The sequence below is a fragment of the Staphylococcus sp. GDY8P198P genome, assembly GCF_017891615.1.
GTDB lineage: Bacteria > Bacillota > Bacilli > Staphylococcales > Staphylococcaceae > Staphylococcus > Staphylococcus cohnii.
In genome coordinates this window covers 65,731-89,945 of sequence record NZ_JAESJQ010000007.1, presented here as the reverse complement: position 1 = coordinate 89,945, position 24,215 = coordinate 65,731, and the positions used below count along the sequence as shown (strand labels likewise).

Annotated in this window: 20 protein-coding genes; 18 read left to right on the top strand and 2 right to left on the bottom strand. The window is 32.5% G+C overall.

Translation table 11 applies throughout. The features are described 5' to 3' along the window. The first annotated feature begins 4 nt into the window (after positions 1 to 4). Complete coding sequence (rplS, locus tag KA824_RS07590) at positions 5 to 355, top strand: 50S ribosomal protein L19 (protein WP_019468465.1); 351 nt, start codon at positions 5 to 7, stop codon at positions 353 to 355. A 91-nt stretch (positions 356 to 446) separates the two neighbouring features. Here rplS and KA824_RS07585 read toward each other — a convergent pair whose 3' ends face one another. Both KA824_RS07585 and KA824_RS07580 read right to left on the bottom strand, forming a co-directional pair. Continuing rightward, positions 447 to 3,065: a YfhO family protein gene (locus KA824_RS07585; protein ID WP_348634145.1), complete on the bottom strand. Its 2,619-nt coding sequence runs from the start codon at positions 3,063 to 3,065 to the stop codon at positions 447 to 449. Between the two features lie 28 nt (positions 3,066 to 3,093). Next, positions 3,094 to 5,670 carry a YfhO family protein gene (locus tag KA824_RS07580; protein WP_181187470.1) on the bottom strand — a complete coding sequence of 859 codons (2,577 nt, stop codon included), beginning with the start codon at positions 5,668 to 5,670 and terminating at the stop codon, positions 3,094 to 3,096. Positions 5,671 to 6,017: 347 nt separating this feature from the next. Between KA824_RS07580 and ylqF the strand changes: the two genes are divergently transcribed. The 17 genes from ylqF to KA824_RS07495 all read left to right on the top strand — a co-directional run bounded on the left by ylqF (position 6,018) and on the right by KA824_RS07495 (position 23,909). Continuing rightward, positions 6,018 to 6,878 carry a ribosome biogenesis GTPase YlqF gene (ylqF, locus tag KA824_RS07575; protein WP_107384719.1) on the top strand — a complete coding sequence of 287 codons (861 nt, stop codon included), beginning with the start codon at positions 6,018 to 6,020 and terminating at the stop codon, positions 6,876 to 6,878. A gap of 9 nt (positions 6,879 to 6,887) precedes the next feature. Next, complete coding sequence (locus KA824_RS07570) at positions 6,888 to 7,658, top strand: ribonuclease HII (RefSeq protein WP_107384720.1); 771 nt, start codon at positions 6,888 to 6,890, stop codon at positions 7,656 to 7,658. A gap of 107 nt (positions 7,659 to 7,765) precedes the next feature. Next, the gene (gene sucC / locus KA824_RS07565; RefSeq protein ID WP_181187469.1) at positions 7,766 to 8,932 is read left to right on the top strand and encodes an ADP-forming succinate--CoA ligase subunit beta; all 1,167 of its coding nucleotides are present in this window, start codon (positions 7,766 to 7,768) and stop codon (positions 8,930 to 8,932) included. Between the two features lie 21 nt (positions 8,933 to 8,953). Continuing rightward, positions 8,954 to 9,859 carry a succinate--CoA ligase subunit alpha gene (gene sucD / locus KA824_RS07560; RefSeq protein WP_019468459.1) on the top strand — a complete coding sequence of 302 codons (906 nt, stop codon included), beginning with the start codon at positions 8,954 to 8,956 and terminating at the stop codon, positions 9,857 to 9,859. A gap of 227 nt (positions 9,860 to 10,086) precedes the next feature. Further along, positions 10,087 to 10,959, top strand: a complete 873-nt coding sequence (gene dprA / locus KA824_RS07555) for a DNA-processing protein DprA (RefSeq protein ID WP_107384721.1) — start codon at positions 10,087 to 10,089, stop codon at positions 10,957 to 10,959. Positions 10,960 to 11,152: 193 nt separating this feature from the next. Then, positions 11,153 to 13,219 carry a type I DNA topoisomerase gene (gene topA, locus KA824_RS07550; protein ID WP_107386104.1) on the top strand — a complete coding sequence of 689 codons (2,067 nt, stop codon included), beginning with the start codon at positions 11,153 to 11,155 and terminating at the stop codon, positions 13,217 to 13,219. A 148-nt stretch (positions 13,220 to 13,367) separates the two neighbouring features. Further along, the gene (gene trmFO, locus KA824_RS07545) at positions 13,368 to 14,675 is read left to right on the top strand and encodes an FADH(2)-oxidizing methylenetetrahydrofolate--tRNA-(uracil(54)-C(5))-methyltransferase TrmFO (protein ID WP_181187468.1); all 1,308 of its coding nucleotides are present in this window, start codon (positions 13,368 to 13,370) and stop codon (positions 14,673 to 14,675) included. A gap of 119 nt (positions 14,676 to 14,794) precedes the next feature. Continuing rightward, positions 14,795 to 15,685 (top strand): tyrosine recombinase XerC, encoded by an 891-nt coding sequence (gene xerC / locus KA824_RS07540; protein WP_107384724.1) that lies wholly within the window; start codon positions 14,795 to 14,797, stop codon positions 15,683 to 15,685. A 3-nt stretch (positions 15,686 to 15,688) separates the two neighbouring features. Further along, complete coding sequence (gene hslV / locus KA824_RS07535) at positions 15,689 to 16,231, top strand: ATP-dependent protease subunit HslV (protein WP_107384725.1); 543 nt, start codon at positions 15,689 to 15,691, stop codon at positions 16,229 to 16,231. Positions 16,232 to 16,342: 111 nt separating this feature from the next. Beyond that, complete coding sequence (gene hslU, locus KA824_RS07530; protein WP_107384726.1) at positions 16,343 to 17,755, top strand: ATP-dependent protease ATPase subunit HslU; 1,413 nt, start codon at positions 16,343 to 16,345, stop codon at positions 17,753 to 17,755. Positions 17,756 to 17,778: 23 nt separating this feature from the next. Next, a complete protein-coding gene (codY, locus tag KA824_RS07525; protein ID WP_107384727.1) occupies positions 17,779 to 18,552 on the top strand; it encodes a GTP-sensing pleiotropic transcriptional regulator CodY in 774 nt (257 codons plus the stop codon). 382 nt (positions 18,553 to 18,934) lie between these two features. Next, a complete protein-coding gene (gene rpsB / locus KA824_RS07520) occupies positions 18,935 to 19,726 on the top strand; it encodes a 30S ribosomal protein S2 (protein WP_040030607.1) in 792 nt (263 codons plus the stop codon). A 93-nt stretch (positions 19,727 to 19,819) separates the two neighbouring features. Further along, on the top strand, positions 19,820 to 20,698 hold the full coding sequence (gene tsf / locus KA824_RS07515; RefSeq protein WP_107384728.1) for a translation elongation factor Ts: 879 nt from the start codon (positions 19,820 to 19,822) through the stop codon (positions 20,696 to 20,698). 134 nt (positions 20,699 to 20,832) lie between these two features. Continuing rightward, positions 20,833 to 21,555 carry a UMP kinase gene (gene pyrH / locus KA824_RS07510; RefSeq protein ID WP_019468449.1) on the top strand — a complete coding sequence of 241 codons (723 nt, stop codon included), beginning with the start codon at positions 20,833 to 20,835 and terminating at the stop codon, positions 21,553 to 21,555. Positions 21,556 to 21,571: 16 nt separating this feature from the next. Next, positions 21,572 to 22,126 carry a ribosome recycling factor gene (gene frr, locus KA824_RS07505; RefSeq protein WP_107384729.1) on the top strand — a complete coding sequence of 185 codons (555 nt, stop codon included), beginning with the start codon at positions 21,572 to 21,574 and terminating at the stop codon, positions 22,124 to 22,126. Between the two features lie 227 nt (positions 22,127 to 22,353). After that, positions 22,354 to 23,115: an isoprenyl transferase gene (locus tag KA824_RS07500; RefSeq protein WP_107384730.1), complete on the top strand. Its 762-nt coding sequence runs from the start codon at positions 22,354 to 22,356 to the stop codon at positions 23,113 to 23,115. A gap of 17 nt (positions 23,116 to 23,132) precedes the next feature. After that, complete coding sequence (locus KA824_RS07495) at positions 23,133 to 23,909, top strand: phosphatidate cytidylyltransferase (RefSeq protein WP_107384731.1); 777 nt, start codon at positions 23,133 to 23,135, stop codon at positions 23,907 to 23,909. The last annotated feature ends 306 nt before the right edge of the window (positions 23,910 to 24,215 follow it).

Here is a 24,215-nt window from a genome sequence, read left to right as displayed (position 1 = left end):
AATAATGAGTAATCACAAATTAATCGAAGCAGTAACACAATCACAATTACGCACAGATTTACCTTCATTCCGTCCAGGTGACACTTTAAGAGTTCACGTACGTATTATTGAAGGTACTCGCGAACGTATCCAAGTATTCGAAGGTGTTGTAATCAAACGTCGTGGTGGAGGTATTTCAGAAACTTTCACAGTACGTAAGATTTCTTCAGGTGTAGGTGTGGAACGTACATTCCCATTACACACTCCAAAAATCGAAAAAATCGAAGTTAAACGTCGCGGTAAAGTACGTCGTGCTAAATTATATTACTTACGTGAATTACGTGGTAAAGCTGCTAGAATCAAAGAAATTCGTTAATCAGCATAAAAGTCATAAAAAAGAAGCAGTTCCTAATAGGAACTGCTTCTTTTTTTGTTTCGTAATCAATTCGACGAAGGTAATAATGATATTATTTTTTAGCGTAAATCCATTTTGTATATATGAAACTTAAAACGACGCCAATAACACTAATTATGATCAATAACCATGTATAGGGTGGTGTATATTTAAGCGTAATTGTCTTTTGTCCTTGTTCTACAGGGATGATTGTCATGATGCCATTTCCTTGTTTAACTGGTAACGTTTTGCCTTTGTCTGTATAAGCTTTCATTCCATCTCTATAAGGCATTGGCAACACGAGATAACCTTCATCATTTTTATTTTTTTCAATTGTATAATTACGCGCATTTTGTGAAACTTTCACTGAATGTAGTTGTTTATGTGCTTTATTTAATACGTCGTAGTTTTCTCCGTATATTCCTTTAATATTAAAACGATAAGTACCTTTAGATAATTTTATATTCAAATCTTGAGCAGATTTTATGCGCATTGTTACAGGAGTGACGAAACGTCTGTACTTATAAGATAAGTTATTACGATGTTGATTATATTCATTTACGCCAACATTGTGTACTTTATCTGGTCCCAATAATTCAACATCCATCACTACATAGAGGTCTTCATATTGATTGGCAATAGATGTTGGTAACTTATACTGGATACCACCGCCGTCCTTAGAAACGGATAATTTATTTTTTTGTGTACGTTTTGCATTAACTAAATGAGTTGAAGTTTCTGCAAGTAAGTTTTTATTCGGTGTGAACTGTTGATTGGTAGGGTATGCGTCTGTCTGGTCAAAAACGACCCCTTGTAACATTGCTTGTTCTTTATCCAAAGGTGATTTAAGATCTTTTTTATTAAATACTTTATTTGTAATATGCGCACTTGGATAGTTGATTTTATTTGTTGAGTGTACAAAGGATTCATCATCAGAATGTTTGATTGTACTATGCTTAGAAAAACCATAAGGCATATTTTTGTCTTCTGGACGTCGTATACGATCATTGACATCCCAAAGTGCCATCAAATTAGCTCTATTTGAAAGTAAACGGTAAGTGCTGTTTTTATCCGTATGCATATTGATTTGTAATGCTTTATCATAATATTTTAAAATATCGCCATCAAAAATACTTGAATATAATGCAATGCCGTTGAAATGATATATCATTGGTGAATTCAAACCGTATTGTGACATGTAATCGATTCTACTGAATGGATTATCTTGACTCTGTTTAATCTTATCAATTTTTTTGGCTAATGAAGGACTTTTATATTTTGAATCATGCATTGACGAAACTGTCGATTCGTATTTTTGAACATTATTTACATGGTCGTTTTCTAAAATAATTGCTTGTTGAATAATGAATAATATTACAAGTACAACAGATGGCCATTTTAATTTGAATAGTGATTTTTTATAAAGCAATATACCGATAAAAATCATAATTACAAGGCAGACGCCCATCCATGACATTTTTTGTTCTTTTACTATAATTTGCATAATACCCATAATCATTAATACGGGTAAGCAAGCGAATATATACGACTTCAATGATAATTCAGATAAATGCTGAATAAATAATGCAATTAATCCAGCAGTAGTAAGCGCAAATATATAAACCCAGCGGCGCTCAGGTGTTGAGAACCCATTGAACATACTATCGAAAAGGGGAGTTAGAGATCCTATTAGCATCACCCAAGTTGCGATAGCGAAAAGTCTATAATAATAATGTCGATATAATTTAAAAGATAGTAAGGCAATGAGTGCAATGATAGTAACAGTGATATAAAATCCATTTGTGAAAAAATGTTTTTGTCGTGCGAAATCTGTAATGATACCAAAATTAAAATAAGGATTACTTACTCTATCATTATTTAAAAAAGAAGAAACTCCAGTATAAAAACCCCATATAGCAATTAAGGTACTTAATATAACAGCTATAGGTATCATCCAAAGTTGTTGTTTCCTTGTGACGCTATCTTTTGCATGTGGGAAGATACATCTGTAGATAAAGTAACTCAAAATGACAATAGCTTCGTAATAACTAAAATAAAAATTAGAAAATAATGTTAAAGCAATAGCAAAAATAAATAATCCAATTTTTCTTTCTTTATAAAACCGTTCAATACCAAGCAAAGATAGTGGGAGAAAAATTAATAAATCTCCATAATATGACCAAGTAAAATTAAAATAAATGACGGTTGTTGAAGCTGCATATAACATTGAAGCCAAAAATACTATGTAGTTTTTGAGCTTGATATAATTAAAGAAATAGAACGCAAGGATAAATGTAGCAATACCTTTGACAAAAGCTACAATCAATTGGTTACTTGCCCAATATGTGATATTGCTAGGGTTGCTATTAAATATTACTTCAGATAACCACACGAATAAAAAATTAATTATTACAAAAGGTGAGGTTGCATAGTAATAGGATAAATCTTTAACATAATCTCCACCTAAACCAAAAGAATGATCATAAAAACTTTTGAATTGGCTAAAGTGTTCGTAAAGATACATTTGGAAAGGCATCATTTGCCTAAACCCATCACCATGACCACTGAATACGACACCGTCAGTTAAATAGCGATAAATATATGGTGTGAACGTTAATAAAGCTACGCCAACACCCATTAAAAGGATCGTAAAAAATCTTGTTAGTTTGTGAGACCAAATTCTATGAAACACGGTCATACCTCATCTCAGATAAACTCCTTTATTTAAATTTAGATTTTTGTTTTAGACACCAAAAAGCACTTATTAAGATACTTATACCTGAAATTATAATCATCGTAAACCAATATTTCGGTCGATATTTAATGACAATTTCATGATCTTGTTCTGAGACTGGCACACCAGTCATCATATAATTTACTTTTTTAGGTTTTACTTTTTTATGATCTATGTAGGCCATCATACCGTCACGATAAGGAATGTTAATCGTTGCGATACCCTCAGAGTGTGGCGCTAACTTCACTTTAACTCCATTGTTAATATCATTATAATAATGATTTTGTTTTGTGTTATAGGCTTTTTTAAGTTTATTATAGTTTTCTCCATGAAGACTTTGAATTTCAAAATAATAATTACCTCTAGGATTAATAGCTATGTTAATATTACCATCTTTATCTGGTTGCGTCCTATATAATTGGTTTTCAACGCCAGTTTTATAGGTTGAATTGTTATATAAACGGTGGTTAGCATAATTATTTATATTAATTGTGTAGTTACTATCGGGTTTGCCACGTTGAACTTTTAAACTTAAATAAAAGTCTGAATAACGTTTTCTTATGTGATTTGGAACATGAATTTTAATCTGACCTTGGTTTTTGGGCAGATAGATTTGATTATGATTTTTCATTTTTACATTTTTATAAACTATTTTAGTTGAATTGATAAGGTTTTGTGCATTGTCCGTATAAGTCTCACCTTTATTTTTTATAACAACACCATCTAACATCGCATGTTCTCGATCGATAGGTGTTTTTAAAGCGTCGGCATTATAGATTTGATCACTCACTTTTACGGAAGGTAAGTTTAAAGTATTCTCATAAATGTGATATTGTCCTTCACTTTTTACTTTTTTAAAATAACTAGGAACATTGTTTTCGTAATCTTTTAACATTAAATATTTCATTGAAAATAAACTGCTAATATTTTGTCGCCCATTAGTACTTTGGTATCTACTCACTGATTCAGACTGCAGGTTAATTTTTAAATCATCGTAGTAATAGTCTAAAATATTATGGTGAAAGATACTTGAGTATATACTTGAACCTTTAAAAAATTGATACATAGGTGTGTTATCTTGTTCATTAACACGCCAATCGATACGTTCGTCTTCGGTCTTAGAATGTTTCATTTCAGAGACTAACTGTCTTTGTAACGGTGTGTTAAAAAGACTTGCATTGACATAATAACGATTTGCTCGTTCAACATGATCTTCAAAATAAATTTGATTGCGTATAAAAACAGCTACAACGAGTGTTGCTAATATCAATATGGCAGTATAGTAAAAATAAGCTAAACGTTTACGATAAGTTGGAACATGAATACACAATACTAATAAGCCAATTAAACTAACAATAGGTGTAAACCAAAGCCAAGAAACGAAATCATCATAAACCCAAGCGCTTATAAAGATAAAACTTAAACTTATGATTGATGAAAAAAGATAGTTTTTAACCGTTAAAGTGCTAAAGTATTTTGCATATAGTCCAATGAGCAATGCAGCGTTAAAAGCTATTAAGTAATGCCATCTTTTTTGTGGAGCAGAAAAGCCGTTAAAGAGCTGATCGACAAATGGTAAATAATTAGCACCTATCGTAAGGATCATAAAGAAAGCGAATAACTTAAAATAAAAATGTTTGTACAGTTTAAATGATAACAGTGCTTGTATCACTATAAATAAAATCACTATTAGGTAATTGTCATAAAATAAATTCGTATTTTGGTTGAAGGGTTCAAAAGCATCTACGTCTCCATTAAAAGGTATACGTCTATTATTGGTATAAGCACGTAAGCCATGATAAAAAAAGAAAAGACTACAACCAAGTGCTAAAATTGCAGCAATGAGGATTGTGTATATTGCTTTAAGTCTAGGAACGATATCATGTTTATGCTTATATATTAACCTAACCGTGAAATAGATTAGGCCTACGATTAATTGATAATATGCAAAATAAAAGTTATTAATTAATGAAACTGTGACTACTATAATAAACATAGCTTTTTTTTCTTTTTGCAAAAATAATTCAATAGACCATAAGAGTAGCGGTAATAATATAAAAATATCACTGAAAAAAGGCCAATATACAGTAAACCTAAAATAGAGTGGTGATATTACAAAAAGATATGACGATAGTAGTGCAATGCTTCTGTTATGTGTAATGTAACGTACAAAACCAAAAGTTGCTAACATCGCTAATGTTGATTTAAATACTGATATGACAATAGCATTTGTCATCCAAAACATGATGTCTTGCGTATTTATATTGACAACTAATTTTATTATAAAGATAAACAGCACATTCATCATAAATAAAATATTAGTTGAAAAATAATAACTTAAGTCAGTAAAAAAATCTCCGCCTAATCCAAAATCAGTGGCGTAAAACCATTGTCCATGACTCCATTTATCATACAAGTACATTTGCATTGGAATCATTTGTTCCATGCCATCGTTGGGCCCTGTAAATAAAACACCATCATTTATAAATCTATAGATGACATATCCATGACCAATGATTGCTAATATAAAGCATAATAATATGTAAAAAATCATCCTTTTCATGAGTAGTCTCCTGTAATTGAATTATTTTAATTCTATTGTAACGATTTTTTAGATTTATTGATAAAAATTACTATTATTTTATTTCAAAAAAATTAATCTCAAGATTATATTTATTTTGGTGTTTAGTATTGAAGGACACAAATTTGCTTAGTTTAAGGTCTGTTATAGACAATTGGGCACTTATTATAGGAAAATAGTGTAAATTAGTTTTTTAAATAAAGTAAATACAAGTTTTTATTTATCTCTATTCACCGCTCGTGTTATGATTTTAAGGTCAATGAATGGTATGAATAAAATATAAAATTTTGAAAAACAAACGAATAAACGTAAAAAGAAAGGTGAAGTAAATGGTAATCCAATGGTATCCAGGACATATGGCAAAAGCAAAACGCGAAGTTGCTGAACAATTAAAGAAAGTAGATGTTGTTTTTGAACTTGTTGACGCCCGTATTCCTTATAGTTCAAGAAATCCAATGATTGATGACGTGATACAACAAAAACCGAGAGTAGTTATTTTGAATAAAAAAGACATGGCGAATTTAAAAGAATTAGAAAAATGGGAGTCTTATTTTAAAGAAAAAGGCTATTATCCAGTGGCAATCGATGCTAAACATGGAAAAGGACTAAAATTAGTAGAGCAAACAGCTATTAAAGCAACACAAGAAAAATTTGACCGTGAAAAGAAAAAAGGTCTAAAACCACGTGCGATACGTGCGATGATCGTCGGCATTCCTAATGTTGGAAAATCTACACTCATTAATAAGTTAGCACACAAATCCATTGCTAAAACTGGAAATACACCTGGTGTCACAAAGCAACAACAATGGATCAAAGTTGGAAATTCACTTCAATTATTAGATACGCCAGGTATACTTTGGCCTAAATTTGAAGATCAACTTGTAGGGAAAAAATTAAGTATTACCGGAGCGATTAAAGATAGTATTGTACATTTGGATGAAGTTGCGATTTATGGTCTTGAATTTTTAAAAACCTATGATTATGAAGGATTGAAAAATCACTATAAGGTCGATGTGCCAATAGAAGCTGAAAATTTAGAATGGTTTGATGCTATAGGACGTCGTAGAGGATTGTTGCGTAGCGGTAATGAGGTTGACTATGAAGCGGTCATTGAATTAATCATCCATGAAATTAGAAATGCAAAAATCGGAACATATACGTTTGATGTTATTAAAGAAATGGATGTGTAACATAAATTTATGAAGCAAACGATAAAAGAAATTAAAGACCAATTAGCAACGTTACACAACACAAGCGACATTCAACTTCAACCATTTTATAAGGATGAACGTATTGGGGTTCAAAAAGCAATAGCAACAAGAATAAAACAACTAGATAAAGAACAACAATTATTAAATCAATATCAAGCCATGACATTTTATGAAAATCAAATATTAGCAAATGATGAAAGTGCGATAATTTGTGGTATTGATGAAGTAGGGAGAGGTCCACTTGCAGGACCAGTTGTCGCTTGTGCGGTGATATTAAATCATGATCATCACTTTACAGGTCTTAATGATTCGAAACAACTTACTGCCAAAAAAAGAAAAGTATTAGAACGTCAATTATTAGAGGAATTACATGCTTATGCATTCGGCTATGCTACTGTAGAGGAAATTGATGAAATCAATATTTATGAAGCGACAAAATTAGCTATGAAACGTGCTATTAATGGGCTGTCAGTTCAGCCAACACATTTACTCATTGATGCGATGACTTTAGAAACAAATATCGATCAAACATCTCTTGTGAAAGGTGATGCTAAAAGTGTATCGATTGCTGCAGCAAGTGTCTTAGCCAAAGAAAATAGAGACAGGTATATGACTCAGCTTGCCCAAAAATTTCCAGAATATGGGTTTGAAAAAAACGTTGGCTATGGTACTCAGCAACACTTAGATGCAATTAAAAATCACGGCATTTTAAATGTCCACAGAAAAACATTTCAACCAATTAAATCACTTTATAAATAATCTAAAAATTAAAAGAATTGAAATAAGTAGTTTAAATCAGTTTACAATAGCGCTTTCATTTCCTATAATTAAATATGAACTTAACCTAAGAAACAGGAGGATGGAGAATGAATATCCACGAGTATCAAGGTAAAGCAATATTTCGTTCAATGGGCGTTGCTGTCCCAGAAGGACGTGTAGCATTTACTGTTGAAGAAGCAGTTGAAAAGGCAAAAGAATTAGATTCAAATGTATATGTTGTAAAAGCGCAAATTCACGCCGGGGGTAGAGGTAATGCAGGCGGTGTTAAAATTGCAAAATCACTATCTGAAGTGGAAACATATGCAAAAGAATTGTTAGGAAAAACATTAGTAACACATCAAACTGGACCAGAAGGTAAAGAGATTAAGCGCCTTTACATAGAAGAAGGCTGCGATATTCAAAAAGAATATTATGTTGGATTTGTAATTGATCGTGCAACTGATAGAGTAACTTTGATGGCATCAGAAGAAGGCGGTACTGAAATTGAAAAGGTTGCTGCTGAAACACCCGAAAAAATCTTCAAAGAAACAATTGATCCAGTTGTTGGATTAGCATCTTATCAAGCAAGAAGAATTGCTTTCAATATTAATATTCCTAAAGAATCTATTAATAAAGCAGCTAAGTTTTTAGTATCACTTTATAATGTATTTATTGAAAAGGATTGTTCAATTGTTGAGATTAACCCACTTGTAACTACAGGTGATGGGCAAGTACTTGCATTAGATGCAAAACTCAACTTTGATGACAATGCGTTATTTAAACATAAAGATATCCAAGAATTACGCGATTTAGAAGAAGAAGATCCAAAAGAAATCGAAGCTTCTAAATATGATTTATCATACATTGCATTAGATGGCGACATTGGCTGTATGGTAAATGGTGCTGGTCTTGCAATGGCGACAATGGATACAATCAATCACTTTGGTGGTAATCCGGCGAACTTCCTTGACGTAGGGGGCGGCGCAACGAAAGAAAAAGTTACTGAAGCGTTTAAAATCATATTGGGTGATGAAAACGTAAAAGGTATCTTTGTTAATATCTTTGGTGGCATTATGAAATGCGACATTATTGCTGAAGGTATTGTTGCTGCAGTTAAAGAAGTAGAATTAACTTTACCGTTAGTTGTACGTTTAGAAGGTACAAATGTTGAAAGAGGTAAAGAAATTCTGAAAGAATCAGGATTAGCTATTGAACCGGCTGCAACAATGGCAGAAGGCGCACAAAAAATCGTAAAACTTGTAAAAGAAGCGTAAGGAAAGGATGGGAACGCTAAGATGAGCGTAATGATAGATAAAAATACAAAAGTAATTGTACAAGGTATCACAGGGTCTACTGCACTTTTCCATACAAAACAAATGCTTGAATATGGTACGCAAATTGTTGCAGGGGTAACTCCAGGTAAAGGTGGACAAGTGGTTGAAGGCGTACCAGTTTTCAATACTGTTGAAGAAGCTAAAAAAGAAACTGGTGCAACCGTTTCAGTAATCTATGTACCTGCTCCATTTGCAGCAGATGCTATTTTAGAATGCATTGAAGCTGAGTTAGATTTAGCTATATGTATTACAGAGCATATTCCAGTTATCGACATGGTTAAAGTGAAACGTTACTCAGAAGGTAAGAAAACACGTGTTATTGGACCAAACTGTCCAGGTGTTATTACTGCAGACGAATGTAAGATTGGTATCATGCCTGGTTATATACACAAAAAAGGTCATGTGGGCGTAGTTTCACGTTCAGGTACATTGACTTATGAAGCTGTACATCAGTTGACTGAAGAAGGCATTGGTCAAACTACTGCAGTAGGTATCGGAGGAGATCCAGTTAACGGTACTAACTTCATCGATGTATTAAAACAATTTAATGAAGATGATGAAACGAAAGCAGTTGTTATGATTGGTGAAATTGGCGGTACAGCAGAAGAAGAAGCTGCTGAGTGGATTAAAGCTAATATGAATAAACCTGTTGTAGGTTTCGTTGGTGGCCAAACAGCGCCTCCAGGAAAACGTATGGGTCATGCTGGCGCAATTGTTTCTGGTGGTAAAGGTACTGCAGATGAGAAAATCAAAACATTAAATAGTTGTGGTGTGAAGACTGCAGATACACCATCAGAAATTGGTACTACGTTAATTGATGCTGCAAAAGAAGCAGGTATCTATGAACAGTTACTTACTGTTAAATAGTATAAATTAACAATAAAATAGTATTAAAAATGAGCACAAACTCCCAAAATATGTTGGAGTTTGTGCTATTTTAAGTGTATGAAATTTGTATGATATGAAGATTATGTACTGTACTCATTTAAATTTCTTTTTAAACATATATTACAAATGTAGTGTAAATGAATTTAATTTGTAAACTGACTTTATATCGATTTACTTTATAATGATTTTATAAAGGAGCACGATATATGAACACAGATTATCTATTTTTAAAATTACGTTTCTCAGGACTGTCCACACAGCAAATACATCGGTTACTTAAATTTAAAAGCAATTTTCTGTCATACACTAAGCGTGAACAACAAACAATATTAAAACTATATTTATCAACTACTAAATCTCAAAAGAAATATCAAATATATCATGATTTTGTTAACTATCATATTGATGCTATACTGATGCAATTATATAAATGGAATATTAATTTTATTGGAATTAACCATCCATCTTATCCAAATTTACTTCGTGAAATACACAATCCCCCGTTCATACTTTTTTATAAAGGAGATATCGCGTTAACTGCACGTGATCAAAACCTTGCAATTGTCGGCTCTAGACATGCTACTGATTATACAAGGGATGCTCTGAAATTCCTTTTTCCTTCATTTAAAAAGAAGAATTTAACTATCGTTTCTGGATTAGCAGAAGGTGCAGACCAAGTAGCACATCAATACGCTATAGAAAATCATATGTCAGCTATTGCAGTGTTAGCCTTTGGCCACCTTAATCATTATCCAAAATCGACGCAAAAACTTAGGAAACAGTTAGAACAAACAGGATTAGTCATTAGTGAATATCTGCCTTATCAAAAACCGCTTAAACACCATTTTCCAGAAAGAAATAGATTGATTAGTGGTCTTTCGAAAGGTGTATTGATAACAGAATCTACAATTAAAAGTGGCACTTCAATTACAACAAATTGCGCATTAGAACAAAATAGAGAAGTATATGTTTTACCAGGTTCAATGTTTAATAATATGACAATGGGCAACCTAATGAGTGCACAAGAAGGCGCAAAAATTGTAATTTCACCGAAAGATATCATAGATGATTTTGTCTAAAATTGATATAAATAAAATTGTACGAGAATACTTTTTGATTTATAAAAAAGATGTGAATAATCGGTGTCTTTTCCAATAATTAAAGCTAAATATGCCTTTGTTTAAATGAATTTAAAATTAAAAACATTGACAAAAACAAAATAGACCGTTTATCATTTATCTTTGTAATTAGAAATGCAAGGGGGTAACTACTTTGGCAGAAAATTTAGTCATAGTTGAATCGCCTGCAAAAGCTAAAACCATTGAAAAATATTTAGGTAAAAAATATAAAGTTATCGCATCTATGGGGCATGTAAGAGATTTGCCAAGAAGCCAAATGGGCGTAGATGTAGAAAATGACTATGAACCCAAATATATTACTATACGTGGCAAGGGTCCTGTTGTTAAGGAATTAAAAAAACATGCTAAGAAAGCAAAAAATATATTCTTAGCAAGTGACCCCGATCGTGAAGGTGAGGCAATTGCTTGGCATTTAGCGAATATATTAAATTTAGAAGACTCAACTGAAAATAGAGTAGTATTTAATGAAATAACAAAAGATGCAGTAAAACAAAGTTTTAAACATCCTAGGGGCATAGAAATGGAACTCGTGGATGCACAACAGGCTAGAAGAATTTTAGACCGTTTAGTAGGTTATAATATTTCACCTGTTTTATGGAAGAAAGTTAAAAAAGGACTTTCTGCGGGTCGCGTACAATCAGTCGCTTTAAGATTAGTCATAGATCGTGAAAATGAAATCAGAAATTTCAAGCCAGAAGAATATTGGAAAATAGAAGGGGAATTTAGATATAAAAAATCAAAATTTAGTGCTAAATTCTTACATTATAAAAACAAACCATACAAATTAACTAATAAAAATGAAGTTGAGACGATTACATCACAACTTGATGGAGATCAATTTGAAGTTACAAAAGTAACAAAAAAAGAGAAGACGCGTTATCCTGCAAATCCATTTACGACTTCAACACTACAACAAGAAGCTGCAAGAAAATTGAATTTCAAAGCGCGTAAAACAATGATGCTTGCTCAACAATTATATGAAGGTATCGACTTGAAAAAACAAGGTACAGTTGGTTTAATCACTTATATGCGTACAGATTCTACTAGAATTTCTGAACAAGCCAAGAGTGAAGCTAAAGGTTATATTCAAGATACTTATGGGAATGAATATACCTCAAATCGTAAATCTAAAGGTCAAGGAGACCAAGATGCCCACGAAGCTATTAGACCATCTAGTACTTTGCGTACACCTAGCGAAATGAAAAATTATTTAACTAGGGATCAATATAGATTATATAAATTAATTTGGGAGCGTTTTGTGGCAAGTCAAATGGCACCAGCTATTTTAGATACGGTAGCATTAGATTTAACGCAAAATGATTTGAAATTTAGAGCCAATGGACAAACAATCAAATTCAAAGGTTTTATGACTTTATATGTAGAAACAAAAGATGATGGAGATGAAGGTAAAGAAAATAAGTTACCTAATATAAATGAAGGTGAAATGGTTACAGCAACAAATATTGAACCTTCACAACATTTTACACAACCTCCACCACGTTATACCGAAGCAAGATTAGTAAAAACCTTGGAAGAAATGAAAATAGGACGTCCATCAACTTATGCACCTACAATTGATACAATTCAAAAAAGAAACTACGTTAAAAATGAGAGTAAGCGTTTTGTTCCTACCGAATTAGGTGAAATTGTTCATGAACAAGTTAAAGAGTACTTCCCTGAAATTATTGATGTAGACTTTACAGTTAATATGGAGACATTACTCGATAAAGTTGCAGAAGGTGAGATAGCATGGAAAAAAGTTATTTCAGATTTCTATAATAGCTTTAAACAAGATGTTGAACGTGCAGAAGAAGAAATGGAAAAAATAGAAATTAAGGACGAACCTGCTGGAGAAGATTGTGAAGTTTGCGGTGCACCTATGGTTATAAAAATGGGTCGATATGGTAAATTTATGGCATGTTCTAACTTCCCTGATTGTAGAAATACAAAAGCAATCGTCAAAACAATTGGTGTGACTTGCCCTAAATGTAAAGAGGGCGATGTCGTTGAACGTAAGTCTAAGAAAAATCGTATCTTCTATGGTTGTTCTAAATATCCTGAATGTGATTTTGTGACTTGGGATAAACCAATTGGACGTGATTGTCCAAAATGTGAACACTATTTAGTTGAGAAAAAACAAGGACGTAAAAGTCAGGTTATTTGCTCAAACTGTGATTACAAAGAAGAAGAACAAAAATAACAATTATATATAAATTGATTATTAGGAAAAGAAAGTATTTTTTTAATAATATTTAGCAACTTACGATTCATATTTATAATGTAGAGATATGTTATTAAACTTATAAATTAGTATCGTAGTTGCTATTTTTTGTATAGGAGGATAATATATGACTCAAATTGTCAATGTTGTAGGAGCTGGTTTAGCTGGCTCAGAAGCCGCTTATCAATTAGCGCAAAGAGGCATAAAAGTAAATTTAATTGAAATGAGGCCGGTTAAACAAACTCCAGCACATCATACAGATAAGTTTGCTGAATTAGTATGTTCCAATTCATTACGTGGCAATGCGCTAACTAATGCCGTGGGTGTATTAAAAGAAGAAATGCGCCGAATGGATTCTCTCGTTATAACCGCAGCAGATAAAGCACGTGTACCTGCTGGTGGAGCACTTGCTGTAGATAGACATGATTTTGCAGGTTATATTACTGAAACGTTGAAAAATCACCCGAATGTAACTGTAATGAATAAAGAAATTAATACGATACCTGAAGGATATACTATTATTGCTACTGGTCCGCTAACAACAGATCAATTAGCACAAGAAATTGTTGATGTAACAGGTGAAGATCAGCTATATTTTTATGATGCTGCAGCACCGATTGTTGAAAAAGACAGTATTGACATGAATAAAGTTTATTTAAAATCACGTTATGATAAAGGTGAAGCGGCTTATTTAAATTGTCCTATGACCGAAGAAGAATTTAATAAATTTTATGATGCTTTATTAGCAGCAGAGGTAGCACCTGTGAATGAATTCGAAAAAGAAAAATATTTCGAAGGTTGTATGCCATTTGAAGAAATGGCAGCACGTGGACGTAAAACGTTATTGTTTGGTCCAATGAAACCAGTTGGCTTGGAAGATCCTAAGACTGGTGAAATACCATATGCTGTTGTACAATTACGTCAGGACGATGCTGCTGGTACTTTGTATAATTTAGTAGGGTTTCAAACACATCTAAAATGGGGTGCACAAAAAGAAGTGCTTAGATTGATACCGGGTTTAGAAAATGTTGAAATCGTTAGATATGGTGTTATGCATAGAAATACATTTATTAATTCTCCTGATGTACTTACGGAGACTTATGAATTAAAAGGAAAAGAAACACTTCACTTTGCTGGCCAAATGACTGGTGTAGAAGGTTATGTAGAAAGTGCGGCAAGTGGTTTGATTGCTGGTATTAACGTAGCACATAAAATTAAAAATAGAGGAAAGGTTATTTTCCCTAGAGAAACAATGTTAGGTAGCATGGCTTATTATATTGCTCATGCAAAAAATGAAAAAAACTTCCAGCCGATGAATGCTAATTTTGGTTTGCTACCAGTTTTAGATGAAAAAATTAAAGATAAAAAAATAAGATATGAACAACTCGCTCATAGAGCTTTATCATATTTGGACAACTTTAAAGAAACATTATGATTTTAATAGAATGAAAAAGTGATTCAGAAAATTAAAAAAAGTTTTTCTCAATTTAATAGTTATTTTTCGCAGTTCCCTCCATCGATATGCTACAATTTATATCGATGGAGGGGTTTTTATTGGAAGAAATCCAACAAGCTTATTTATATATGCTTAAAGTAGAACGGCATTTTTCAGATCATACATTAAAATCATATCATGATGATTTAGAACAATTTAATGATTTTTTAAATCAAGAGCATTTAAGCTTAGCTAATTTTGAATATAAAGATGCAAGAAATTACTTAAGCTTTTTATATTCAAAAAACTTGAAAAGAACAACGGTTTCTCGTAAAATTTCTACGCTGAGAAGTTTTTATGAGTATTGGATGGTACAAGATGAAAGTGTTATAAATCCATTTATACAATTAGTTCATCCGAAAAAAGAACAGTATTTGCCGCATTTCTTTTATGAAGAAGAAATGGAAGCATTATTTAAAACAGTAGAGCAAGATTTAAAAAAAGGTTTAAGAGATCGTGTTATTTTGGAACTTTTATATGCAACTGGGATTAGGGTTTCAGAATTAGTAAATATCAAAGAACAAGATTTGGACATGAATTTGCCAGGTGTTAAAGTTTTAGGTAAGGGTGGTAAAGAAAGGTTTATCCCTTTCGGCGAATTTTGTAAACAGAGCATTGAACATTACTTAGAAACATTTAGACCCAAAAAAAGTACCGAACACGATTATTTGTTAGTTAATATGAACGGTGCGCCTATCACTGAGCGTGGCGTTCGTTATGTGTTGAATGATGTAGTGAAACGAACTGCAGGTGTGACAGATATACATCCGCATAAATTAAGACATACGTTTGCTACACATATGTTAAATCAAGGCGCTGACTTAAGAACAGTGCAATCGTTATTAGGACATGTTAATTTATCGACGACAGGTCGTTATACACATGTTACGAATGAACAGCTTAAAAAAGTATATTTAAATGCACATCCTCGTGCAAAGAAGGAGAATTAATATATGAGTACATCTATTCATGCGACAACTATTTTCGCAGTACAACATAATGGACATTCGGCAATGGCTGGTGATGGTCAAGTAACACTTGGAGAACAAGTGATTATGAAGAAAACCGCTAGAAAAGTTCGACGCTTATATAATGATAAAGTGTTAGCAGGATTCGCAGGTAGTGTGGCAGATGCATTTACACTGTTTGAAAAGTTCGAGACAAAATTACAACAGTTTAGTGGTAATTTGGAAAGAGCCGCTGTCGAATTAGCGCAAGAATGGAGAGGCGATAAACAGTTAAGACAACTAGAAGCAATGCTTATTGTTATGGATAAAGATTCCATCCTTGTGGTGAGTGGTACTGGGGAAGTGATTGCACCAGATGATGATTTGATTGCAATTGGATCAGGTGGTAACTATGCCCTAAGTGCAGGTAGAGCATTAAAACGTCATGCGACAGATTTAAGCGCGCGCGAGATGGCTTATGAAAGTTTGAAAGTTGCATCAGATATTTGCGTATTCACGAATGACCAAATCGTAGTAGAAGAACTTTAAAAATTCATGTTTTAACGTAAGTAGAAATAACAAAAACTAAAAAATTATGAAATAAATGCATAATAAATGACGAGTTTTTGAAGAAAATATAGTAACGGAGGTATTTATCTTATGGAGTCGAATGGTATTAAATTAACGCCAAAAGATATCGTTTCAAAACTTAACGAATATATAGTCGGTCAAGATGACGCTAAACGCAAGGTAGCAGTAGCATTAAGAAATAGATATAGACGGAGCTTGCTTTCTGATGAAGAGAAACAAGAAATTGCACCTAAAAATATTTTAATGATTGGACCAACTGGTGTAGGGAAAACGGAAATTGCGCGACGTATGGCTAAAGTGGTTGGCGCACCTTTTATTAAAGTAGAAGCTACGAAATTTACAGAAGTAGGTTACGTTGGTCGTGACGTTGAGAGTATGGTTAGAGACTTGGTTGACATTGCTGTTAGATTAGTTAAAGATCAAAAGAAAGCGTTAGTTAAAGATGAAGCGAGAAATAAAGCAAATGAAAAATTAGTTAAACTTTTAGTACCAAGTATGAAGAAGAAAGCGAATAGCAGTAATAGTAATAACCCTTTAGAGTCTCTTTTTGGTGGAGCAATACCCAATTTTGGTCAAAATAATGAAGATGATGAAGAAGATACACCAACAGAAGAAATCAAAACAAAGCGTTCTGAAATTAAACAACAATTATTAAATGGTGAACTTGAAGAAGAAAAAGTGAGATTAAAAGTCGAGCAAGACCCAGGTGCCTTAGGTATGTTAGGAACAAATCAAAATCAACAAATGCAAGATATGATGAACCAACTTATGCCTAAGAAAAAAGTGGAAAGAGAAGTACCAGTCAAAACAGCTCGAAATATTTTGACAGATGAATATGCTGATGAATTGATTGATCAAGAAACTGCCAACCAAGAAGCGATTGAGCTAGCTGAACAAATGGGAATTATTTTTATTGATGAAATAGATAAAGTGGCTACGAACAATCAAAATTCAGGTCAAGACGTTTCACGACAAGGTGTTCAAAGAGACATTTTACCTATACTTGAAGGTAGCATGGTTCAAACCAAATATGGTACTGTTAATACTGAACATATGCTATTCATTGGCGCAGGAGCATTTCATGTTTCAAAACCAAGTGATTTAATACCTGAATTACAAGGTCGTTTCCCAATTCGTGTTGAATTAGAAAGCCTATCTGTGGAAGACTTTGTAAGCATTTTAACTGAACCTAAATTATCATTAATTAAACAGTATGAAGCGCTACTTCAAACAGAGCAAGTAACAGTTAATTTTACTGAAGAAGCGATTAAACGTCTGGCAGAAATTGCTTTTCAAGTTAATCAAGATACAGATAATATTGGCGCGCGTAGATTGCATACAATACTTGAAAAAATGTTGGAAGATTTATCGTTTGAAGCACCGAGCATGCCACATGCTGTCGTAGATATCACACCTCAATATGTTGATGATAAGTTGAAATCAATTTCAACAAATAAAGATTTAAGTGCATTTATTTTATAATACAAACAAAAAGGAGAAGTAATATGAGCTTATTATCAAAAACAAGAGAATTAAATACACTTTTGCAAAAGCACAAAGGAATTGCTGTAGACTTTAAAGACGTCGCACAAACAATAAGCAGTGTAACAGTGACAAATGTTTTTATTGTGTCAAGAAAAGGTAAAATTTTAGGATCAAGTTTAAATGAATTGTTAAAAAATGAACGTATTATTCAAATGTTAGAAAATAGACATATACCTGTAGAATATACTGACAAGTTAATGGATGTAAAAGAGACAGAATCTAACATTGGTATTGAAAGTGCTCTTTCAGTTTTCCCACCTGAAAATAAAGATGTATTTAAAGATAGTAAGTCAACTATCTTTCCAATACTAGGTGGGGGAGAAAGACTAGGTACGTTAGTACTTGGGCGTGTACAAGACGATTTTTCTGAAAACGATCTCGTTTTAGGTGAGTACGCGGCTACAGTTATTGGTATGGAAATTCTGCGTGAAAAACATAATGAAGTTGAACAAGAAGCAAGAGATAAAGCTGCAATCAATATGGCAATCAATTCGTTATCATACTCAGAAAGTGAAGCTATTGAACATATTTTTGAAGAGCTAGGTGGTAAAGAAGGCTTGCTAATTGCGTCTAAAGTAGCTGACCGAGTTGGTATTACACGTTCTGTGATTGTTAATGCATTACGTAAGTTAGAAAGTGCAGGAGTTATTGAATCACGTTCATTAGGTATGAAAGGTACGTTTATTAAAGTTAAAAAAGAAAAATTCTTAGATGAATTAGATAGAATAAAATAAAACGTAGAATAGCTAATTCGCACATTTGGTATTTACACTATTCACATCATTTTGTATATCCATGCGTTATGCGTTGATTTGATAAATATGTAAAAAATAAATACAATGTCATTTTTAAACTTAAGCATTTCATATTAAGCATCTCATACTGGGGTGGAATCGTGTTATCTGAATTTGTAAAAATACAACTTGAGACCATGCCATTATTAATGAGAAATTATAAGCTGAACTATTGCTTTATATGTATGAATATGATATATTTATTCACGGCTATTAAGCCAATACGCACATAAAGAGCGGAAGTATAAAGGGTGCGATAACTTATTATCGTGTTTATATGAGCTTTTTATGGAGGTAAAAAACCAATAGGAGGATTTTATTTATGGCAGTAATTTCAATGAAACAATTACTAGAAGCAGGTGTTCACTTCGGTCACCAAACACGCCGTTGGAACCCAAAAATGAAAAGATACATCTTCACTGAAAGAAACGGTATCTACATTATCGACTTACAAAAAACAGTGAAGAAAGTAGAAGAAGCTTACAACTTTATCAAACAAATTTCAGAAGATGGCGGAAAAGTTTTATTCGTTGGTACGAAAAAACAAGCACAAGAATCAGTAAAAGCTGAAGCAGAACGTGCTGGTCAATTCTACGTTAACCAAAGATGGTTAGGTGGAATTTTAACTAACTATAAAACAATTTCAAAACGTATCAAACGTATTTCTGAAATTGAAAAAATGGAAGAAGATGGCTTATTCGAAGTATTACCTAAAAAAGAAGTAGTAGAACTTAGAAAAGAATATGACCGTTTAATTAAATTCTTAGGCGGAATTCGTGATATGAAATCTATGCCTCAAGCATTATTTGTAGTTGACCCTCGTAAAGAGCGCAACGCAATTGCTGAAGCACGTAAATTACACATCCCAATCGTTGGTATTGTGGATACTAACTGTGATCCAGATGAGATCGATTATGTTATCCCTGCAAACGATGATGCTATCCGTGCCGTTAAATTATTAACTGGTAAAATGGCAGATGCAATCTTAGAAGGTCAACAAGGTGTATCAAATGAAGAAGTAGCAGCTGAACAAAACATTGATTTAAATGAATCAAAAGAAGAAGCTACTGAAGCAGAAACAACTGAAGAAAACACTTCTGTTGAATCAAACTAAGAATAATGTAAAATGGGTGATAAGATATATAAGCTTATCACCTTTTTTTAAAATAAATATATTAAAATTCATTAAATAATGGAGGAATATGAAATGGCAATTTCAGCTAAACTTGTAAAAGAATTACGTGAAAAAACTGGCGCTGGTATGATGGATTGTAAAAAAGCGTTGACAGAAACTGATGGTGATATTGATAAAGCTATTGATTACCTACGTGAAAAAGGTATTGCAAAAGCAGCTAAAAAAGCTGACCGTATCGCTGCAGAAGGACTAGTACATGTAGAAGAAAGAGGAAATGAAGCAGCAATCGTAGAAATTAATTCAGAAACTGACTTCGTAGCACGTAACGAAGGTTTCCAAGAATTAGTAAAAGAAATTGCTATCCAAGTGTTAGATAGTAAAGTAGATACTGTTGAAGCTTTATTAGAATCTGAATTAGCTGACGGTAAATCTGTAGATCAACGCATGAAAGAAGCAATCTCTACAATCGGTGAAAAATTAAGTATCCGTCGTTTTGCAGTTAGAACAAAATCAGATAGTGATGCATTTGGTTCATATTTACACATGGGTGGACGTATCGGTGTATTAACAGTTGTTGAAGGTACTACTGATAGCGATGCTGCTAAAGATGTAGCTATGCATATTGCTGCGATTAACCCTAAATATGTTTCATCTGAACAAGTAAGTGAAGATGAAATTGCTCATGAAAAAGAAGTATTGAAACAACAAGCTTTAAACGAAGGAAAACCAGAAAAAATCGTTGAGAAAATGGTTGAAGGTCGTTTACGTAAATATTTACAAGAAATTTGTGCAGTTGACCAAAACTTTGTTAAAGATCCTGATCAAACAGTTGAAGCTTTCTTAAAATCAAAAGGTGGAAAACTAGTTGACTTCGTACGTTATGAAGTAGGCGAAGGTATGGAAAAACGTGAAGAAAACTTTGCTGACGAAGTAAAAGGACAAATGAAATAATTTTTCATAGTTTGAACAAGAAAGAAGACACCTTTTTGTGCTCCGTATGAAAGACTTACTTTTATATTGGAAGTTCTACTGTGTCTTCTTTACTTGTATCAAATACATATTTTCACAATAGAGAGGATAAGACAATGGCTCAAACTTCTAAATATAAACGTGTCGTTTTAAAATTAAGTGGTGAAGCACTAGCAGGTGAAGACGGATTCGGGATTAATCCGATAATTATTAAAAGTGTTGCTCAACAAGTAGCTGAGGTAGCAAAAATGGATTGTGAGATTGCAGTGATTGTTGGTGGAGGAAATATCTGGAGAGGTAAAACTGGTAGTGACCTTGGTATGGATCGTGGCACAGCCGATTATATGGGTATGTTGGCTACTGTCATGAACGCTTTAGCACTTCAAGATAGTCTAGAACAATTAGAGTGTGATACACGTGTGTTAACTTCTATAGAGATGAAACAAGTTGCAGAACCTTATATTCGTCGTCGTGCAATTAGACACTTAGAGAAAAAACGAGTTGTGATATTTGCAGCTGGCATAGGTAATCCATACTTCTCAACTGACACAACTGCAGCTCTGCGTGCTGCTGAAGTAGAAGCAGATGTTATCTTAATGGGCAAAAATAATGTTGATGGTGTTTACTCTGCAGATCCTAAAAAAGATGAAAATGCAGTTAAATATGAACATTTAACACATATTCAAATGTTACAAGAAGGATTACAAGTCATGGACTCAACAGCATCTTCTTTCTGTATGGATAACAATATTCCATTGAATGTGTTCTCTATTACAGAAGAAGGGAATATCAAACGTGCTGTTATGGGTGAAAAAATAGGAACATTAATTACAAAATAATTTAGAGGTGTATAATATGAGTGACATAATTAATGACACGAAAACAAAGATGAAAAAATCAATTGATAGTCTTTCAAGAGAATTAGCCAACATTAGTGCTGGTAGAGCAAATTCAAACCTTTTAAATGGTGTTACTGTTGATTATTATGGAGCACCAACACCTATACAGCAACTTGCTAGTATCAGTGTGCCAGAAGCACGTCTTTTAGTCATTTCACCATACGATAAATCATCAGTGGCTAATGTTGAAAAAGCCATTAATGCAGCAAACCTAGGTGTGAATCCATCTAGTGATGGTGAAGTAATCCGTATAAGTGTACCTGCATTAACAGAAGAACGTCGTAAAGAGCTTGTAAAAGAAGTTAAAAAAATTGGCGAAGATTCTAAAGTTGCAGTTAGAAATGTGCGTCGTGATTCGAATGACGAGCTTAAAAAACAAGAGAAAAATGGTGACATCACTGAAGATGACCTAAGAACTCAAACAAATGAAGTTCAAAAAATAACTGACGATTCTATAAATGACATTGATAAATTATTAGAAGAAAAAGAACAAGATATTATGTCAGTATAAACATGGTAATTATGATATGACTTTTTGTGAGTAAATATCTATCTTTTAGTTGTTTGATATTGAAAATAAAGCATATTATAAATTTATCTGAACTGTATCAAATCAGACTTTGGTACAGTTTTTTTATTTGTTTATTCATTGCGCTTATCTAGTATGATAAAATGATAGATAATTGCATTTAGAAGCTAATATAAAAAGCAGAGATGATAACGCTCGGAGGAAATACCATGTTTAAAAAGCTAAACAAGAAAAAAAATCAGCCTAACGAATCCAACATTGGCTTGGATTTACATAATGTACCTAATCATATAGCAATTATTATGGATGGCAATGGACGCTGGGCTAAACAAAGAAAGCTGCCTAGAATAAAAGGCCATTACCAAGGTATGCAAACGATCAAAAAAATAACTAAAGAAGCTAGTGATTTAGGTATTAAATATTTAACGTTGTATGCATTTTCAACTGAAAATTGGACTAGACCTAAAAATGAAGTTAATTATATTATGAACCTACCAGTTAATTTCTTAAAAACCTTTTTACCAGAATTAATAGAAAATAATGTTAAAGTAGAAACCATTGGTTTTTTAAATGATTTACCAACAGCAACACTTGAAGCTATAAATAAAGCAAAAGACCAAACCAAAGATAATACAGGTTTAAAACTGATTTTTGCAATTAACTATGGCGGACGTGCTGAAATTGTCCATAGTGTAAAATCAATTTATGAAAAATTATCTTCAGAAGGCTTATCCAGTGAACATATTACAGAACAATTGATTAACGAACATTTAATGACCCACCATTATCCTGATCCAGACCTTTTAATTAGAACCTCAGGTGAACAACGAATTAGTAACTTTCTTATCTGGCAAGTATCTTACAGTGAATTTATATTCAATGAAAAATTTTGGCCAGATTTTGACAAAGAAGAATTAATAAACTGTATTAAAATTTATCAATCTCGTCAAAGACGTTTTGGGGGATTATAGATAGTTAGGAGAATAGTATGAAAGTTAGAACTTTAACAGCAATAATAGCACTTATTGTTTTTCTACCTGTATTGTTAAAGGGTGGGCTTGTACTAATGCTTTTTTCATATTTATTAGCGTTTATAGGTCTCAAGGAATTGTTAAATATGAATATGATAAAGTTCTTATCCATCCCAGGAATTATAAGTGCATTAGGAATTTTAATTATTATGATACCGCAAGAAGCAGGTACATGGGTGAATGATTTACAATTAAAATCTTTGATAGCAATGAGTTTTATTTTATTAAGTTATACTGTGTTATCTAAAAATAGATTTAGTTTTATGGATGCTGCTTTTTGTTTAATGTCTATAGCTTATGTAGGCATAGGTTTTATGTATCTTTATGAAACAAGATCAGAGGGATTACATTACATACTGTTAGCTTTCTTAATTGTGTGGTCTACTGATACTGGTGCATACATTTTTGGTAGATTAATGGGCAAACATAAATTATGGCCAGTAATCAGTCCTAATAAAACAATTGAAGGATTCATAGGTGGTATTATTTGTAGTCTGATTGTTCCACTTATAATGGTGATGTTTATAGACTTTAATATTGCAATATGGTTATTGCTATTATGTACAGTTATTTTGAGTATGTTTGGTCAGCTAGGTGATTTAGTGGAGTCAGGTTTTAAACGCCATTTTGGTGTGAAGGATTCTGGACGTATTTTACCTGGTCATGGCGGAATATTAGACCGATTCGATAGTTTTATGTTTGTTTTACCATTATTAAATATATTTTTAATTTAAGTGATTTTGAAAGAAATGATGTGCTTTTAAAATTGTATAATTGAAAAATAAAAGGAGTTATTAATTTAAATGTTGATGATTGATCGCATGAGACATTTAAATTTTTAACTCCTTTTCATAAGTTTATAAAATGAATCGTATATATTTAAGAGGTAAGTCGTGAAAATTTTTTATACTGTATAAAGTTACGTGTATCAGTCGGTAGTGTTATGTTATAATTTTATAATCAAAAGCATTAAATTTCTTGTATATTATAATAATATAAAATAATGGAACAATCTTACGGAAAATATGAGGTGTATCAAT

Excerpts from the sequence above, each read along its gene's own strand:
- rplS (WP_019468465.1), top strand. The coding sequence starts at position 5 with ATGAGTAATCACAAATTAATCGAAGCAGTAACACAATCACAATTACGC.
- KA824_RS07580 (WP_181187470.1), bottom strand. The coding sequence starts at position 5,670 with ATGAAAAGGATGATTTTTTACATATTATTATGCTTTATATTAGCAATC.
- ylqF (WP_107384719.1), top strand. The coding sequence starts at position 6,018 with ATGGTAATCCAATGGTATCCAGGACATATGGCAAAAGCAAAACGCGAA.
- KA824_RS07570 (WP_107384720.1), top strand. The coding sequence starts at position 6,888 with ATGAAGCAAACGATAAAAGAAATTAAAGACCAATTAGCAACGTTACAC.
- sucC (WP_181187469.1), top strand. The coding sequence starts at position 7,766 with ATGAATATCCACGAGTATCAAGGTAAAGCAATATTTCGTTCAATGGGC.
- sucD (WP_019468459.1), top strand. The coding sequence starts at position 8,954 with ATGAGCGTAATGATAGATAAAAATACAAAAGTAATTGTACAAGGTATC.
- dprA (WP_107384721.1), top strand. The coding sequence starts at position 10,087 with ATGAACACAGATTATCTATTTTTAAAATTACGTTTCTCAGGACTGTCC.
- trmFO (WP_181187468.1), top strand. The coding sequence starts at position 13,368 with ATGACTCAAATTGTCAATGTTGTAGGAGCTGGTTTAGCTGGCTCAGAA.
- hslV (WP_107384725.1), top strand. The coding sequence starts at position 15,689 with ATGAGTACATCTATTCATGCGACAACTATTTTCGCAGTACAACATAAT.
- hslU (WP_107384726.1), top strand. The coding sequence starts at position 16,343 with ATGGAGTCGAATGGTATTAAATTAACGCCAAAAGATATCGTTTCAAAA.
- codY (WP_107384727.1), top strand. The coding sequence starts at position 17,779 with ATGAGCTTATTATCAAAAACAAGAGAATTAAATACACTTTTGCAAAAG.
- rpsB (WP_040030607.1), top strand. The coding sequence starts at position 18,935 with ATGGCAGTAATTTCAATGAAACAATTACTAGAAGCAGGTGTTCACTTC.
- tsf (WP_107384728.1), top strand. The coding sequence starts at position 19,820 with ATGGCAATTTCAGCTAAACTTGTAAAAGAATTACGTGAAAAAACTGGC.
- pyrH (WP_019468449.1), top strand. The coding sequence starts at position 20,833 with ATGGCTCAAACTTCTAAATATAAACGTGTCGTTTTAAAATTAAGTGGT.
- frr (WP_107384729.1), top strand. The coding sequence starts at position 21,572 with ATGAGTGACATAATTAATGACACGAAAACAAAGATGAAAAAATCAATT.
- KA824_RS07500 (WP_107384730.1), top strand. The coding sequence starts at position 22,354 with ATGTTTAAAAAGCTAAACAAGAAAAAAAATCAGCCTAACGAATCCAAC.
- KA824_RS07495 (WP_107384731.1), top strand. The coding sequence starts at position 23,133 with ATGAAAGTTAGAACTTTAACAGCAATAATAGCACTTATTGTTTTTCTA.